The organism is Paenarthrobacter nitroguajacolicus (genome assembly GCF_051027655.1).
Lineage (GTDB): Bacteria > Actinomycetota > Actinomycetes > Actinomycetales > Micrococcaceae > Arthrobacter > Arthrobacter nitroguajacolicus.
The window spans coordinates 1,481,176-1,497,517 of sequence record NZ_CP073234.1; the positions used below are offsets into that span (position 1 = coordinate 1,481,176).

Annotated in this window: 11 protein-coding genes; 3 read left to right on the forward strand and 8 right to left on the reverse strand. The window is 63.8% G+C overall.

Annotation, left to right across the window (positions count from 1 at the left end; all coding sequences use genetic code 11):
- Positions 1 to 158 precede the first annotated feature (158 nt).
- Positions 159 to 521, forward strand: a complete 363-nt coding sequence (gene nirD / locus KCX59_RS07310) for a nitrite reductase small subunit NirD (RefSeq protein WP_017199318.1) — start codon at positions 159 to 161, stop codon at positions 519 to 521.
- A gap of 5 nt (positions 522 to 526) precedes the next feature.
- On the opposite strand, the gene KCX59_RS07315 is transcribed toward nirD, so the two are convergent.
- The 4 genes from KCX59_RS07315 to KCX59_RS07330 form a co-directional block, all read right to left on the reverse strand.
- Positions 527 to 2,272, reverse strand: coding sequence for a phospho-sugar mutase (locus tag KCX59_RS07315; protein ID WP_179019146.1), 1,746 nt, complete (start codon positions 2,270 to 2,272; stop codon positions 527 to 529).
- Between the two features lie 103 nt (positions 2,273 to 2,375).
- Complete coding sequence (locus tag KCX59_RS07320) at positions 2,376 to 3,998, reverse strand: glycoside hydrolase family 32 protein (RefSeq protein ID WP_179019144.1); 1,623 nt, start codon at positions 3,996 to 3,998, stop codon at positions 2,376 to 2,378.
- Positions 3,999 to 4,088: 90 nt separating this feature from the next.
- The gene (locus KCX59_RS07325; RefSeq protein WP_179019142.1) at positions 4,089 to 5,687 is read right to left on the reverse strand and encodes a glycoside hydrolase family 68 protein; all 1,599 of its coding nucleotides are present in this window, start codon (positions 5,685 to 5,687) and stop codon (positions 4,089 to 4,091) included.
- A gap of 463 nt (positions 5,688 to 6,150) precedes the next feature.
- On the reverse strand, positions 6,151 to 6,951 hold the full coding sequence (locus KCX59_RS07330; RefSeq protein ID WP_179019401.1) for a purine-nucleoside phosphorylase: 801 nt from the start codon (positions 6,949 to 6,951) through the stop codon (positions 6,151 to 6,153).
- Positions 6,952 to 7,072: 121 nt separating this feature from the next.
- On the opposite strand from KCX59_RS07330, the gene KCX59_RS07335 reads away from it, so the two are divergent.
- Positions 7,073 to 8,482, forward strand: coding sequence for an NAD(P)H-quinone dehydrogenase (locus KCX59_RS07335; RefSeq protein WP_179019141.1), 1,410 nt, complete (start codon positions 7,073 to 7,075; stop codon positions 8,480 to 8,482).
- A gap of 95 nt (positions 8,483 to 8,577) precedes the next feature.
- Here KCX59_RS07335 and KCX59_RS07340 read toward each other — a convergent pair whose 3' ends face one another.
- The 4 genes from KCX59_RS07340 to KCX59_RS07355 all read right to left on the reverse strand — a co-directional run bounded on the left by KCX59_RS07340 (position 8,578) and on the right by KCX59_RS07355 (position 14,571).
- Positions 8,578 to 9,309 (reverse strand): MBL fold metallo-hydrolase, encoded by a 732-nt coding sequence (locus KCX59_RS07340; protein ID WP_178997985.1) that lies wholly within the window; start codon positions 9,307 to 9,309, stop codon positions 8,578 to 8,580.
- A gap of 103 nt (positions 9,310 to 9,412) precedes the next feature.
- The gene (locus tag KCX59_RS07345) at positions 9,413 to 10,975 is read right to left on the reverse strand and encodes an FAD-dependent oxidoreductase (protein ID WP_179019139.1); all 1,563 of its coding nucleotides are present in this window, start codon (positions 10,973 to 10,975) and stop codon (positions 9,413 to 9,415) included.
- Positions 10,972 to 13,158, reverse strand: a complete 2,187-nt coding sequence (locus KCX59_RS07350; RefSeq protein ID WP_179019137.1) for a molybdopterin oxidoreductase family protein — start codon at positions 13,156 to 13,158, stop codon at positions 10,972 to 10,974. The genes KCX59_RS07345 and KCX59_RS07350 overlap by 4 nt, the downstream gene beginning before the upstream one ends.
- Positions 13,159 to 14,571 carry an MFS transporter gene (locus tag KCX59_RS07355; RefSeq protein ID WP_179019135.1) on the reverse strand — a complete coding sequence of 471 codons (1,413 nt, stop codon included), beginning with the start codon at positions 14,569 to 14,571 and terminating at the stop codon, positions 13,159 to 13,161.
- A 293-nt stretch (positions 14,572 to 14,864) separates the two neighbouring features.
- Between KCX59_RS07355 and KCX59_RS07360 the strand changes: the two genes are divergently transcribed.
- Positions 14,865 to 16,274, forward strand: coding sequence for an MFS transporter (locus KCX59_RS07360; RefSeq protein WP_091466231.1), 1,410 nt, complete (start codon positions 14,865 to 14,867; stop codon positions 16,272 to 16,274).
- Positions 16,275 to 16,342: the final 68 nt, after the last annotated feature.

Consider the following 16,342-nt stretch of genomic DNA (forward strand, 5'->3'; position numbering starts at 1 on the left):
TTTCGTGAGGTGTGAGGTCTCTTTTACGCGTTCGACACAAACGCGGACAACCGATGAAACACCCGGGTCCTAGCTTGGAGTAGTGGCCGCAAGTGTGGCCCGGTCCGGGGGAGTGACGGTGGAAAAGCCAACACCCGGACACAGTGAGAGGGGCTGAAATGACCGTAATTCTGGACCGTGCCGAGGACCTGACCACAACCGCCACATGGCACCGTGTTTGCCCGGTGGACGAACTCGAACTGGCTTGGGGCGAGGCTGCGTTGATCGCCGGCCGTCAGGTTGCGCTGTTCCGCACAGCGCCCACCGAGGTCTTCGCTGTGGCACAGCAGGACCCGGCGACGCTCGCCAACGTTATGGCCCGCGGGATCATTGGATCCCGCGGAAGCCGGCCGACCATCGCGTCGCCGCTGCACAAAGAGGTCTACGACCTTGAAACCGGTGAATGCTTCACCAACCCGGAACTCAAGCTCGACGCGTTCGCCACCCGTTTGGTGGACGGCTTCATCGAGGTTGAACTCTAGGAGTCCTATAAGCCCAAGGCTTCGCGGACGTCCCTGAGAACATCATCCAGGGACGTCCGGGCTGCCTGGCGTGCTGCGGGAAGTTCCGCCGCGGTTTCCACGGCCTGGATGACTTCCAGGTAGCACTTGAGCTTGGGCTCGGTGCCACTGGGACGGATGATGACACGACTTTGGTCCCGGGTCAGGTACAGCAGGCCGTCCGTGGGAGGCAGGGCTTCGCTTCCTTCCGCGAGATCGGTTGAAACCTCGACGGCGGAGCCTCCGAACGCTTCCGGCGGGTTGACCCGCAGGCGGTTCATCATGGCATCGAGCAGTCCCAAATCGGCCACCCGGATACTGAGTTGGTCGCTCGCATGCAGTCCGTGCACCAGATACAGGTCATCGAGGGTGTCGAAGATCGTCTTGCCTTCGGCCTTGGCAGTTGCGGCGAGTTCGGCGATCAGCACAGCCGCCGAAATGCCGTCCTTGTCGCGCACCAGGTCAGGCGCCACACAGTATCCCAGTGCTTCCTCGTACCCGTAGGTGAGGCCGGGAACCCGTGAAATCCATTTGAAGCCGGTGAGTGTTTCCTCGTGGGCGTAACCCGCTGCGGCAGCGATGCGTGAGAGCAGCCGGGAGGACACGATCGAGTTGGCGAACACTCCGGTCTGCGGCTCGTCCCCGGCACCGGCAGCCATTCGCGCTACTACGTGCGCACCAAGCAGCGCCCCCACTTCGTCACCGCGGAGCATCCGCCAGCTTCCCGTGGCGGGATCCAACGCGGCAACCGCGGCCCGATCGGCGTCGGGGTCGTTGGCCAAAACGATGTCCGCATCCGAGTCCGCAGCAGCGGCAAGGGCCAGGTCCAGCGCCCCGGGCTCTTCCGGATTAGGGAAAGCGACGGTGGGGAAGTCCGGATCCGGTTCGGCCTGTTCGGCCACGAGCGTGACATCGGCGAAGCCGGCGGCGTTCAGGACGGAGACGGCCGTTTCACCGCCGACACCGTGCATGGGCGTCAGGACGATCTTGAGGTCCCGTGCCGGGAAGTGTTCCCTATCCACCAGTCCCGCCATCGCAGCTTCATATTCTGCGGCTACGGACGTGGGCAGCACTGTCCAGCCGTTTTCTGCGAGTTCAATGGAATCCAGCGCCCCCACGCCCTCGATCTTCGCGGCGATCTCAGCGTCGTACGGCGCCACGATCTGAGACCCGCGCCCGCTCTCAGATACTGCATGGCGTCCCAGGTAGACCTTGTAACCGTTGTCCTGCGGCGGGTTGTGGCTCGCTGTGACCATGACACCGCCGTCGCAATCGAGTGACCTGACCGCATAGGCAAGCAACGGCGTCGGAAGCGCTGCCGGCATCAGGAAGGTTTCAATGCCCGCTGCCGTAAAGATTGCAGCGGTTTCCTGGGCGAAGATGTCCGAGTTATACCGGGCATCGAAGCCGACGACGGCGCGCGGCCGGGTTCCCGGCGCAGCTGCGGCTACCGCTTCGGTGAGGAACGCAGCCAGGCCTGCCGCTGCCCGGCGGACGACGACGCGGTTCATCCGGTTAGGGCCCGGGCCGAGCGCTGCGCGGAGACCTGCCGTGCCGAACTGAAGCGTGCCGTTGAAGCTGTCGCCCAGTTCCTGGACTGCTACCGCGTCACCGCCGCTGGCGAGGTCGGCCAGCTCGACGAGAGCAGCCGACGTCGCCGGGTCCGGGTCTTGGGAGGCCCATTGGCGGGCGTCGGTGATCAGCTGTTTGAATGCGGCATCGCTGGATGTCATAGGGACAAAACTATCCTCAATGGGCGCTTCCCGGGCAACGAGGAGTTGAATCTCGTCCTCAAGAGCGGTTGTAAAGGGTGAGATCCCGCCCTAGGGCGGGCCTTTAAAGACCGCGTGTGGTGACGGTGAAGTCCGTGTCGCCTTCCATGCTGAACGCCGAGGACCCTGTGTTGTCCCAGTCCGGGAAGAACGTATCCGAAATCACCGCAGTTCCACCCGCCGCGAAGACTTCCACCGAGGACGAATCGAGGAGGATCGTGAGATGGACCTTGTTGCCTGGGGACGGCAGGGCTACTTCATGGAATGGGCTGAACTTTCCGGAGAAGTTGCTGGTTCCGGCCTGTGACCGGTCCACCCTGACACTGCCTGTTTCCTTGTTATAGGAGATCCGCAATCCTGTCTCGGAAGCGGAGGATGAGTGGCGGAGGAGAACACCGGCTTCACGCGCCGACTTCAGGTCCATGTCCAGTTCGATCAGCTGGGTACGTCCCCGGAACTCCTGGCCAAGGTCCTGGGGCGAGGAGCCAACGGTGAGGTTTTTGCTCTTCACTTCACCGGAGCGGTCCAGCGTTTCCCGCGCCGCGCCGGCTATGGCAGACCGGAGCTCAAGCCGTTTCGCCCCCCGAACCAAAGTCAGTTCGCGGGGAATAGCCATGGAGCCGCGCCACGGGGTGGTGGGCACATCCTGGGCGTAGTCCCAGTTGCCCATCCATCCCAGGAGAACGGGCTTGTCCCCGGGCGCGCCGGAGATGGAGTTGGCGGCATAGTAGTCTGCGCCGTGGTCCAGCCATTGGGATTCGGTGAGCGGGGCGCCGGGGGCTGCCGCGTTTTCCGCCGTAAAGCGCCTTCCATCGAATTCGCCCACGAAGTACTGCATACCCGAGCCGCCCGCAATGCCGCCGGGGTTGATGCTCAGCAGCATGACCCACTTCTTTGCCGTGGAGTCCTCCACGTCCATGTGGAGGAGTTCCGGCACCTCCCACAGGCCTCCTTGGGCGCCGACACCGGAGAAATCACTCAGGTATTCCCAGCGGAGGAGGTCTGTGGACTTGAACAGCTTGACTACCTGGGCGTCGGCAACCACGGTGGCCATCACCCAGTATCGGCCGGGTTCGTACCAGGTGATTTTCGGGTCGCGGAAGTTGTTGTTGGTGGGTGCAAGATTCAGGACCGGGTTGCCCTGATACTTCTGCCACGTGGTCCCGTTGTCCAGGCTGAACGCGACGGATTGTGCCTGGGAGCCTTGAGGCAGAGCGCCGTTCTTGCCATAGGCGCTGGTGTAGAGGGCCACCATGGGTGGGGTTTCCGCCGAGCCAAGACCGGAGGCATTGTTCTTATCCATCACAATGCAGCCGGAGAAGATTTCCTCGTCGGGGCTCGCCTCCATGGCCACGGGCTGCTGCTCCCAATGCACCAGATCCTTGCTGGTGGAGTGCCCCCAGGACATGTTGCCCCACGAGTTGCCCTGCGGGTTGTACTGGTAAAAGGCGTGGTAAGTGCCGTCGTGGTAGACGAGGCCGTTGGGATCGTTGAGCCAGTTCTTCTCAGCGGTGAGGTGCGCAAGGGGCCGCCACGGATCTGAAGGGGTAGGTGCCGGACCCGCCGGGGTGGGAACCGGCGTCGGGCTTTCCGCTTGAGTGCAGGATGCGGCGGAGAAGGCGACCACGACGGCGGCACTTGCGGCCAGCATTTGGCGGCGGGACAGGTGGGGGCTGGGAAATGTCATGGGGAAGATCCTGGGGTTGGGGGTAGCAGGGGTGCCGGTCCTCGTGGGTCCGGCACCCCTGCCGTGGCCTGTCGGCCGGGGTGTTACTGCTTACTTATAGAGGCCCTCGCCGCCAACGCGAACGTTGGTGGGAAGGTAACCGAACGGGCCGAGGCCGTTCTGGCCGAAGCTGCGGTCAACCTGCGTCACGCCGTCCTTGAAGTTCATCTTCACGGTAGGGGACAGGGAACCGCCGCGGACGCCGTCCACGTTGTCGATGAAGGACTGGACCAGGCCGCCCGGCTGCACGTAGTGCGAGTAGGCCTGGAACTGACGGCCGTTCTGCCGCGGGTCCGGACCCTCCGGCGCGTTGGCCGGCATGTTCAGGTCCGTGGGGGAGCCCAGGGCCAGGCCGCTGTTGTTGACCGGCTGGTAGTCGGAGCGGACACCGTTGCCGACGAAGCCGTACACGCCGTCAGGGCCGCGCATTCCATCCGCGTACGTGAACTGGTGGCTGATGGTGAACAGGTAGTACTTGTTCTTGCCGTTCTCGTTCTGGATGAAGATCTGCGGACGTTCGGTCTGGTCGTTGACGCAGTTGGCCGAGAGGATCGGCGGCAGGAAGCTCCACTTGGTGAGGTCCTTGTTGTCCGCCACGGCGAGGCCAACGTTGGCAGTCTGGTACCAGGCGCCGGTGCTGTTGACCTGTGCCACAGTCTCGGCGTTGGGGTCGCCCGGCTGGTAGCCGAGGTCTTCCTGCTTGCACTTGTAGGAGCCGCGGGTGCCGCCGGTGTTGCCTTCGAAGACCATGAAGGTTTTGCCCGGGTGGGCGGGATCCGCGAAGGTGTACGGGTCACGGAACGCGAAGCCGGGGTTCTGGGCTTTGTTCTGGTACATCTTTCCGTCCGGCTCCAGCAGTTTGGTGTGCTGGAAGCCGTCGAAGGTCACGCCGTCCTTGTTGGCGTGGATGTTACCCAATGCCTTGGCGATCGCAGCGTCCGGAGCGATTCCGCCGCCGCCTGCATTCCGCTCGGCGACGTCGTAGAACGTGGTGGCCGTGTAGAAGACGTTGATCTTGTTGCCCTGCATGAGGCGCGTGGAGCCGGACCACTCCGTGTTGCCGATGGACGTGTTGTCCAGGAACAGGTGTCCGCCGTAGTTCCATTTGTCCTTGGCGGGATCAGCGTTGGTCTTGCGGAAGAAGTAGCCGATCCTTGCGTTCCAGTGGCGCTGGTCGAAGCCGTAGCCCGCGTGCCTGTCAGCAACCAGGGAGAAGATGACATCCCAGCCCTTGTAGCTGATCTGGTTGGCGTTTTCGTCTGTCAGTGACCAGGTGTCCCAAACCCAGACGTCGTCGTTCATGGCCGGGAAGTCCTTGGGGATTTCGGGCATGGTGACGTTGGGGCTCATGGAGTTCTCGCCCGGGGCAACGCCGGGGTTGCTCTGGGCCATGATCTGCTTGGCGTCGGCTCGCGTCCACTTGGACGTGAAGTCTGCTGCCGGGTCGTACGCCTGCTGGGTGTGCGTGGTTGGCAGCGGGAAGCCGGGCGTGGGCGCCGGCATGGTGCTCGACGGCGGGTCGGCCGGCAGGTTGGCTTGCGCAGCCGGCGTCACCAGCAGGATGCTGCCGGCCACGCCGGCCGCAGCTGCGAGGGCTACTGCCTGTCGCAGCCGGCGGCGCTGCCTTGGAGGGGTTGAGTGCGTGTTCATGCTTGCTCTTCTCGCGGAGTGTTGGACTTCGTGGAGTGGGGCGCATGCCCTGACCCCCTGTTGGGGGTTCTCTACTCAGGCGTCCATCGATCCGCTGTAGGCGTCATCGAGGGACGCCATCGTTTCGAGGTGCGGGGGGAGCTTTGTAGCTATCCGCCGCGGCGGCTCCGGCACGTCGACTTACCGGGGCACTCTCCACGCTAGACACGTGTTAGGTCTGAGGGCAAAGGGCATTTCACGGGCTTTCCCGGTTACTCGTCGGTACTTGCGCAAGCGCTTACATTGGCAACGTGCGCGCGTGACACATCCGGGCACCCTCAATCAAATGTTTCGCCACAAATCAGATTTATCCTGAGAATTTACTGTGCGTTTACTTCTCCTCCGGGATTGTTAGCGCAAACCCTTAAATAGCGATGCGGGGCCACCTTTGGTGGTGACCCCGCATCTGCAGACGTTTTCGCCCCTAGAGCTTGGCGATGATCTCCGCAAGAAGCTTCGAGATCCGCTTACCCGCTGCGTGACCGGCTTCAAGGACTTCCGCGTGGCTCAAGGGAACAGGGCTGATGCCGGCTGCAAGGTTGGTGACAAGGGAGATGCCAAAAACTTCCATCCCTGCGTGGCGGCCGGCGATTGCTTCCAGCGCGGTGGACATGCCCACCAAGTCTGCGCCGATTCGCTTGGCGTACTGGACTTCTGCCGGTGTCTCGTAGTGAGGGCCCGTGAACTGTGCGTACACCCCTTCCTGCAGGGAGGAATCAACTTCACGAGCCAGGTCGCGGATCCGTGAGGAATAGAGGTCCGTAAGGTCGACGAACGTTGCGCCCTCAAGCGGTGAGGTTGCGGTGAGGTTGATGTGGTCGCTTATCAGCACCGGAGTTCCGGGGGTCCAATCTTCATTGAGCCCGCCACAACCGTTGGTGAGCACCAGCGTCTTGCACCCGGCTGCTGCGGCCGTGCGTACACCGTGGACTACGGACCGCACGCCGCGGCCTTCGTAGTAATGCGTCCGGGCACCCAGGACCAGGGCTCGTTTGCCCTCCTTGGTAAGGACGGACCGGATGGTGCCAACATGGCCCACCACCGCTGGTTTGTGGAAACCGGGAACCTCGGACGCGTTCAGGGTGGCGGTGGTTTCGCCGATCAGGTCGGCGGCCTCCGCCCATCCGGATCCGAGCACCAGGGCTACGTCATGGGACTCGACGCCGGTCTCCGCGGCGATGAAGTCCGCGGCGGCCTTCGCGGCCTCAAAGGGGTCAGTGTTCATCAGCTCAGTGTTACTCACTGGTACAAGCTACCCTGCGGCTACAGGACTTTGGTAGGGATCCGAGCGGAGTGAGGTTGGGCTGGGTGGCAACCGGCGTGGCAATGAGCGAGAATTGAGCATTGTGACCACCCAAGTTGACTTCAGTGCCCCCCGTATCGCGATCCTTGGAGGTGGTCCCGGCGGATATGAAGCTGCCATGGTGGCCGCCTCGCTCGGCGCGCACGTCACCATCGTCGAACGGGCAGGCCTCGGCGGTTCCGCGGTGCTGACCGACGTCGTGCCTTCCAAAACCCTTATTGCCACCGCCGACCTCATGACGCGCGTCGGTGAGGCGGACGAACTCGGAGTGAAGTTCGACGGCGACGGCACGGCCTCCAAGCCGCGTGCCGACCTCAAACACATCAACGATCGCGTCCTGACCTTGGCTCACGGCCAGTCTGACGACATCCGTGCAGGCCTCGAGCGCCTGGGCGTGGAGATCGTCATCGGCTCCGGCAAACTGCTGGACAACAACACCATCGAGGTCCTCACCCTCGAAGGAACACGCACCATTGACGCCGACGCGATCCTGCTGGCTGTTGGTGCTCACCCGCGTGAACTTCCCACGGCCAAGCCCGATGGCGAACGCATCCTCAACTGGGCCCAGATCTACAACCTGGACGAGCTTCCCGAAGAACTCATCGTTGTGGGTTCGGGCGTCACTGGCGCCGAGTTCGCATCCGCCTACAACGGTTTGGGCTCCAAGGTCACCCTGATCTCCAGCCGTGACCAGGTTCTGCCCGGCGAGGACACAGATGCCGCCAAGCTGCTGGAAGGCGTCTTCGAACGCCGTGGCGTACGCGTCCTGTCGAAGTCCCGCGCCAACGCAGTGGAGCGAACCGACGACGGCGTGAAGGTCACCCTGGGTGACGGATCGGTGGTGACGGGTTCGCACTGCCTGGTGTGTGTTGGCTCCATCCCCAACACCGCGGGCATCGGCCTTGAAGAAGCAGGCGTCACCCTGACCGAGTCCGGGCACATCAAGGTGGACGGCGTTTCCCGCACCACTGCCCCCAACATTTACGCCGCCGGCGACTGCACCGGTGTCTTCGCGCTCGCATCCGTTGCTGCCATGCAGGGCCGCATTGCGATTGCCCACTTCATGGGCGACGGCGTCAAGCCCCTGAAGCTCAACCAGGTGGCGTCCAACATCTTCACGTCCCCTGAAATCGCCTCCGTGGGCGTCTCAGAGGCCGACCTCGCGTCCGGCAAGTACCAGGGCGATGTGGTGATGTTGTCCCTGCTCAGCAATGCCCGCGCCAAGATGCGGAACACCAAGGACGGCTTCGTCAAGATCATCGCGCGCAAGGGATCCGGCACCGTGATCGGTGGCGTGGTGGTTGGCCCGAACGCTTCGGAGCTCATTTTCCCGATCTCCGTCGCGGTGACCCAGAAGCTTCACGTTGATGACCTAGCCAGTGCTTTCACGGTGTACCCGTCGCTGACCGGCTCCATCTCGGAGGCTGCGCGGCGCCTGCACGTGCACATGTAGCTTCACCCTTGACGCCCGTTTCGATGGCCCGCTGCGGATCGTGCCGTGCGCACGGCACGATCCGCAGGGAACCCCCGAATCGGGCTCTTTGCGTCCTACCTTCGCAGCGCGTTGACGGCCTCGGCCAAGGGCATGTGTAGCGCCGGGCCATGGCCTGGGAGGATCACCCTGGCTTGGACCCTTTCCAGCCGGCGGGTTGCTTCGAGTGCGGATTCCGCGTCCCAGTGGTACATCCTGTGCAGCATCTGGGGGCCGGATTTCGTGCTGATCGGATGGCCGCTGACAAAGGTGTCACCCACGGCAATTGCGTGGGCACCTGGCAGCAGCAAAACAACGTTGCCAGGAGTGTGCCCGGGAAGCAGGGTCGCTTCCGGCTTCCCCGGCAAGCTCCGGAGTTTCTCAGCTGTCCAGGCCTCGGCTTGGGTGGCTGGCTCCGCCTGGAGGGCTTTGGCCTTAATGACATGGAGCATCCAGCGGAACACCGAGGGCCGCCATGCACGCACCAGAACCTGGCCGATCGTCACCTGGTGCTTCTCCTTGCCCTGAACATGGGCGAGTTCCTCCGGGGAACACAGGATGCGTGTGTCAAAAGTCCGTGAGAAGTAGGCGGCAGACCCTGTGTGGTCGACGTGCCCGTGCGTGATGAGCATGGCCTTCGCTTCAGCAGGCTCCAAGCCGAGTCCCCGGATCGATTCCAGCACAAGCCCGCGGTCAGCGGGGTAACCGCCGTCGATCAGCATGAATCCCGAATCGTCCCGGACAATAATCCAGTTGGATGCCGGCCCCTCCACGAAGAAGACGCCGGGTGCCTGTTCGGATACGTTCACTTGAGCAGTCTAAGTGCCCGTTTCGAGGGTCCGCTGCGGATCGTGCCGTGCGCACGGCACGATCCGCAGGGAACCCCCGAGACGGAGCGAGAACTAAGCGGCTTCAGGCGGCAGCCGCTTGGAAGTGTTTTTCGATGATCCCCTTGATGTCCTCATGGCACCCTCCGCAGCCTGTTCCGGCGCGGGTGGCCTTGGATACCTCGCCCACGGTGCTGCAGCCTTCCACCACGGAATCTTCGATGCTGGCCGCACTCACTCCGGCGCAGCGGCACACGGTCCTTTGGGGATCGTTGCTCGTGGCGCCGGCATCCAGCTGGTCAGGTCCATCCAGGCGGAGCAGCAAGGACCGGTCCGCCGGCAGCTCCGAGGAACGCTCGAAGAGAACCACCAGCTCGGCAGCAGTCCTGGGCATACCTACGGCCACCAAGCCTTCCAGCACTCCGCCGCGGGTGGTCATCTTTACGTAGCGGCCGTGTTCGGGATCGGCCCACTGGGAGATTTGCCGGCGGGCACGCCCGGACGCGGCACCTGCTTCCAGCAACTCCTCGTCCCATGGATCGGCCTGGTTGTAGCCCGCCACGGCCAGGTTGATGCCGCGCGCCTTCAGGACAACCACCCCGGGCTTCTCCTTGGGCAGGGCTTCCAAGGCATCTGCGGCGGCCTGGCCATCCCGGGCCAGGACCACGAGGTACTCGGCCAACCACTCAGCCTGCCGCCAGCCCGGACCCACCAGGCCGGAGGGCCCAGCGGCTGTCCGGCAATCAACGCAGGCAGCGTCGGGGCAGCGCACTTCAGCGCAGTCGCCGATCGCGAACATGTGGGGCTCGTGATAGGTCCGGAGGTGGTGATCCACGAGGATCCCCGTCGCAACAGGCAAGCCACAGCCTTCCGCCAGTTCGATGCGGGGGCGCACACCACAGGACAGAACCAGCAGGTCGCCGTCGATCGCCGAGCCGTCATCCAGCAGCAAAGCCGAGAAGCTGCCGCCAGGTCCTGCCGTCTCCACACCAGTAGAACGTGCATTTCCTGCCATCCGGACACCGCCGGCGCGCAGACTGTTGATGAGGACGGATCCACTGCCGCGGTCAATGCTCCTGCCGAGGGGGAAGGGTCCATTGTGAACCACAGTTGCTTTGGCGCCTTCCTCCGAGGCAGCCAAGGCGGTTTCCAGGCCAAGCACACCGCCACCCAGCACCACCACACGCTTTCCGTCGGCCACCGCCGCCCGAAGTACCGCAGCATCCTGTAGATCACGCAATGCCGTGACGCCGGCCGGAAGCACCGGCCTGGAAGGATCCGGGTTGAGCCCTGTGAGGTTGGGAATGACGGGACGGGACCCGGTGGCGAACACCAGTCGGTCATAGTGCTCAGTGCTGTCATCGGACAGGACTATGTTTTGACGGGCACGGTCGATCCTTTTGACCTTGACGCCCAACCGCACTTCCACGCCGTCTGCTTCCAGCTCGGACGCATCAGCCATGGCCAAGGCCTCGGCTGTGGTGCGGCCGACGCCAAGCTCGGCCACCATCACGCGGTTGTACGCTGCCTCGGTTTCCTGGCCCACCACCAGCAGCTGCACCAGTCCCGAGCGGACGGCGGGGAGCAGTTCGTCCACGAGACGGGCAGCTACGGGCCCGAATCCAACAACAACAATGCGCTCGCTCATGATGCCTCCTTGACGTGCAGTGGCAGCCGGGTTCCAGCTGGAACCCGTTCCTGGGTGGAGACTGCCTTCCGGACCCATACCCGGCTGGTCTTGAACTCCGGCATGCCGGAAATGGGATCTGTGCTCGCCTCGGTGAGGCGGTTGGCGTTTTCCTGGCCGGGGAAGTGGAACGGCAGGAAGACAGTGTCAGGGCGGACCGAGTTGCTGAGCTCGGCACGGCAGAGCACTTCACCGCGCTCATTTGTCACGGTGGCGTAGTCGCCGTCTGCAATTCCGCGTGAAGCCGCCGTTCCCGGGTGAATGAGGAGCCGGGCCTGCGGCTGTGACGCCAGGAGCTCGCTCACGCGTCGGGTCTGCGCGCCGGATTGGTAGTGCTCCAGAAGCCTGCCGGTTGCCAGCGCCAGTGAATCATCCGCGAACGAACGAACAGCCCGCTTGGACGGCGTCACTGGAACCATGACGGCCCGGCCATCGGAATGGGCAAACCCGTCGGCGAAGAGTCGCGGCGTCCCGGTGCTGCCCACGGGGTAGGGCCAGTAGGCAGCTTCGCCACGGTCCAGCATCGCGTAATCGATGCCCGAGTAGTCGGCCAAACCACCGGCCGAAGCCAGGCGAAGCTCTTCGAAAACGGTCTCGGGATCGTCGCTGAAGGTTGAAGGGGCGTCAAGCAGTTCCGCCAGCCGCGCCATGAGCCACAACTCGCTGCGAACGCCCGGGGGAGGAGTCAGCGCTCGGCGGCGCCGGATCACGCGACCCTCTAGGTTGGTCAGCGTGCCTTCTTCCTCGGCCCACTGGGTCACAGGCAGAACCAGGTCGGCTTCAGCTGCGGTCTCGGACATGAAGAAGTCGCAAACCAGCAGGAAGTCCAGGCTGCGGAGGCCTTGGATCACTGCGTTGGTATCGGGTGCCGACACCACCACATTGGCGCCGTGCACGAAAAGGCACCGGACGCCGTCGGGCTTTCCGAGGGACTTGAGAAGTTCGACGGCGGGGAGGCCGGGTCCGGGGATCAGCGACTCGTCGATGCCCCACACACCGGCGATGTGCGCGCGGGCGGCGGGATCGGTGATCTTGCGGTAGCCGGGAAGCTGGTCGGCCTTCTGCCCGTGTTCGCGGCCGCCTTGACCGTTGCCTTGGCCGGTGAGCGTGCCGTAGCCGCTGCGGGCCGAGCCGGGCAGGCCCAGGAGGAGGCTCAGGTTGATCGCCGCGGTGGCGGTGTCCGTCCCGTCCACGTGCTGTTCCACTCCGCGGCCGCTGAGGATATAGCTGCCGCCAGCGCGGGCCCCTTGCGCCAAGCGGCGGGCGGTCTCGCGGATCAGGGTGGCGGGGACGCCGGTGATGGACTGCACGCGCTCGGGCCAGAACGCGGACAAGCTGCGAACCACCGCGGCGTAGCCGCTGGTGTTGGCCGCGATGTACTCAGCATTGGCCAGTCCTTCGTGGACCACCACATGGCTAATGCCCAAAAGGAGAGCCAGATCTGTGCCGGGCGTCGGTTGCAAGTGGAGCCCGCCGCCGTCGGACGTGAACGCCGCAGTAGCCGAGCGGCGGGGGTCCACCACGATCAGCCCGCCGGCGTCGCGTGCGCCCTGCAGGTGCTGGACGAACGGAGGCATGGTCTCGGCAACGTTGGAACCGAGCATGAGGATCACGGACGCGGTGTCCAAATCCGTAACAGGGAAGGGAAGGCCGCGGTCCACGCCGAACGCCCGGTTGCCCGCAGCTGCGGCTGAAGACATGCAGAAGCGGCCGTTGTAGTCGATCCGTGAGGTGCGCAAGGCCAGCCGGGCGAACTTGCCCAACAGATACGCCTTCTCGTTGGTGAGGCCGCCGCCGCCGAATACGCCCACGGCGTCATTCCCGTACTGCTGCTGGGTGTCCTTGACGGCAGCGGTGATGATCATGAGTGCTTGGTCCCACGAGATGGGCTGATGCACGCCGTCGGAACCTTTGAGCATCGGTTCGGTGACGCGGCCGTTGTGACGCAATAACGACGCAGATGTCCAGCCTTTACGGCACAGCCCGCCCCGGTTGGTGGGGAAGTCGCGCCCGGATACTTCCAAGGGCGGGGCGGATGCTGCCTCCGGCGCGGGCACTGCCCCGGCTGCAGGTGCAGCCGGGGTCAGCGTCATGGCGCACTGGAGCGCGCAGTACGGGCAGTGGGTATCGGCGCCGTTGGGCATCTAGATGTGTCCGATCATGTTGCGCTTCCGGGCGGGGCGGATGTAGCAGACCCAGCAGACGGTGAGCATGAGGACATAGGCTCCAACGAATCCGTAGAACGCCGGGGTGTAGGAGCCGCTGGCTGTGTTGGAAGCGTTGAGCACCTGTGGAATCACGAACCCTCCGTAGGCGCCGATCGCGGAGATCAGGCCCAGTGAGGAAGAAGCGAGTCGTGCGGTGGTGGCGCTCGGGGCGCCCGCACGGGCTGCCCGGCTGGATGTTGCGAAGATGACCGGGATCATGCGGTACGTTGCACCGTTTCCGAAGCCGCTGGCCAGGAAGAGCAGCAGGAACAAGGTGAGGAAGAGCCAGAAGTTCTTCAGGGGCAGCGTCCAGATCATGGTCAGCGTGATGACGGCCATGGAAGCGAACGATGCGATGGTCATCCGGGCACCGCCCATGCGGTCTGCCATGCGTCCGCCGTAGGGGCGGGCCAATGAACCGACCAGCGGGCCCAGGAAGGCCAGCGAGAGTGCCACCGCGCCGACGTGGATGGAGGAGAAGTCCGGGAAGTAGTCCTTGATCAGCTTGGGGAAGACGCCCGCGAAGCCGATGAACGAGCCGAACGTACCGATGTAGAGGAACGCCATGATCCACAGGTGCGGTTCCTTGAGGGCAGCCAGGGAACCAGCCACATCACCCTTGGCGCTGGTGAGGTTGTTCATGTATTTGTAGGCGCCGAAGGCGGCGATGATGATCAGCGGGATCCAGATGATGCCTGCCATCGGCAGGTTGACGGTCCCGGCAGCCAGCAGCGTGATGGCGATAGGGACAACAAGCTGTGCGACGGCGGCACCGAGGTTACCGCCGGCAGCGTTCAGGCCCAGTGCCCAACCCTTTTCACGGGCAGGGTAGAAGAAGGTGATGTTGGCCATCGAGCTGGCAAAGTTGCCGCCACCGAAACCGGCGAGGCCGGCCATAAGGAGCATGACACCAAAAGGTGTTTCCGGATTGGATACACAGATGGCGAGGCCTGTGGTGGGGATCAGCAGGAGCAGCGCCGAGACGATGGTCCAGTTCCGGCCACCGAACTTGGGAACCATGAACGTGTAGGGGATGCGGAGCGTGGCGCCTACGAGGCTGGGGATGGAGATGAGCCAGAAGATCTGGTTGGTATCGAACTGGAAGCCGGCTGCGGGGAGCTGGACCACCACAATGGACCACAGCTGCCAGACGACGAATCCGAGGAATTCGGCGAAGATCGACCAGTAGAGATTGCGTTTGGCGATGGACCGGCCTTCGGCTTCCCACTGGCCCTTGTCCTCGGCATCCCAGTTGGCAATCCAGCGGCCGGGGCGGTGTTCAAGGGCGGGGGCGGCGGTGGCAGTGGACTGGACGGGGGCCAGTTCATCTGCGGAGCGGTCAACAGTCACGGAGTGCCTCCTTGGTGGGGACGTTGTTATTCCAAGGTAGGTTTCGCGCATTTCGTGGACGGGCGCCGTTTGTAAACGTGCTGTGACATTTCCCTATCGGCGGGGTCACCGGCGCGTGAGGCGATGGTGAGGTAATGTGGCGCGGACCACAAGATGAGATTTTTCCGTTCGTCCGCATATTGGACTTTGTTGTCCATTCAATGGACAGCGGGAACTATTATTGAACTCTCGAATAATCCTTCGCCGGGTGGCCTCCTGGAGAATCGGCCGGCGTGAAAGAAAGCTGCAAATACATGTCTTCCACTGCACCATCCAAGGAAGGCGAGTCCACTAAGCCAGTGAACTCGCGGGGCAAGGTGATCTTCGCGAGCCTGATCGGCACGACGATCGAGTTCTACGACTTCTACGCCTATGCCACCGCGTCGGTACTCGTCTTCCCGAAGCTCTTCTTCCCGGACGCCACTGACATCAACGCGCTGCTCAGTGCGTTCGCCATCTTCGGTGTTGCCTTCTTCGCACGTCCCGTCGGCGCCGTGGTCTTCGGCCACTTTGGTGACAAGATCGGCCGAAAGGGCACCCTGGTTGCATCGCTGCTGACCATGGGTATTGCAACGTTCCTCATCGGCCTCCTGCCCACGGCCTCCATGGCGGGATGGGCCATCCTGGCGCCGATCATGCTGGTCATCCTGCGCTTCTTCCAAGGCCTGGCCCTGGGTGGAGAATGGTCCGGCGCAGCGTTGCTCGCCACGGAGAACGCGCCCGAGGGCAAGCGGGCCATCTACGGAACGTTCCCTCAGCTGGGCGCGCCCATCGGCTTCATCATCGCCAACGTCATCTTCATCTGGATGAACGTGTCCCTAAGTGCCGAAGAATTCCTCGCCTGGGGCTGGAGGGTTCCGTTCCTGCTCAGCGCGGTCCTGGTCATCGTGGGCCTCTACGTCCGTTTGAAGCTGGTGGAGAGCGTGTCCTTCACCAAGGTGATTCAGCAGGAAAAGGTGCAGAAGCTGCCCCTCGCGGCTACCCTCAAGAGCCACTGGCGCCCCGTGGTGGCCGGTACGTTCATCATGTTCGCCACCTACGTGCTCTTCTACATCATGACTACGTTCACGCTGTCCTACGGCACCAAGCCCACGCTGGCCGGCGCCCAGGCGGCAGCGGAGAAGGCCGGTACGCCCATGACGCCGGAGCAGGTCGCAGCATTCGTCCCCGGCCTGGGAATCACCAGGTCCGACTTCCTCTGGATGCTGATCATCGGCGTCGTCTTCTTCGGTATCTTCACGATGGTCTCCGGGCCGCTCGCCGAGAAGTGGGGCCGACGCAAGTTCCTACTGGGCGTCACCGCCGGCATCTTCGTCTTCGGTGCGCTCTGGTTCACCATGTTTGGCCCCGGCCAGGCAGCGGCCATGGTTGGCCTCATTGTGGGGTTCACCCTCATGGGCCTGACCTTCGGCCCCATGGCGGCCATTCTTCCCGAGCTGTTCCCGGCCAACGTCCGTTACACGGGTTCAGCAGTGGCGTACAACCTGTCCTCCATGATCGGAGCGGCACCGGCCTCCTTCGTAGCCATTGCCCTCTGGTCTGTAGCCGACGGCAGCACCTGGCTGGTGGGCGCCTACATGGCAGCCGCCGCTGTGGTCACCTTCGTCGCGCTGTGGCTCACGCGTGAAACCAAGGACACGGACTACGAGAACAACGTTGCCTAAGTAGCCCAAAAACGACGTCGGCCCCGCACCAAACGGTGCGGGGCCGACGTCGTTAAGAGGTTCTTGGC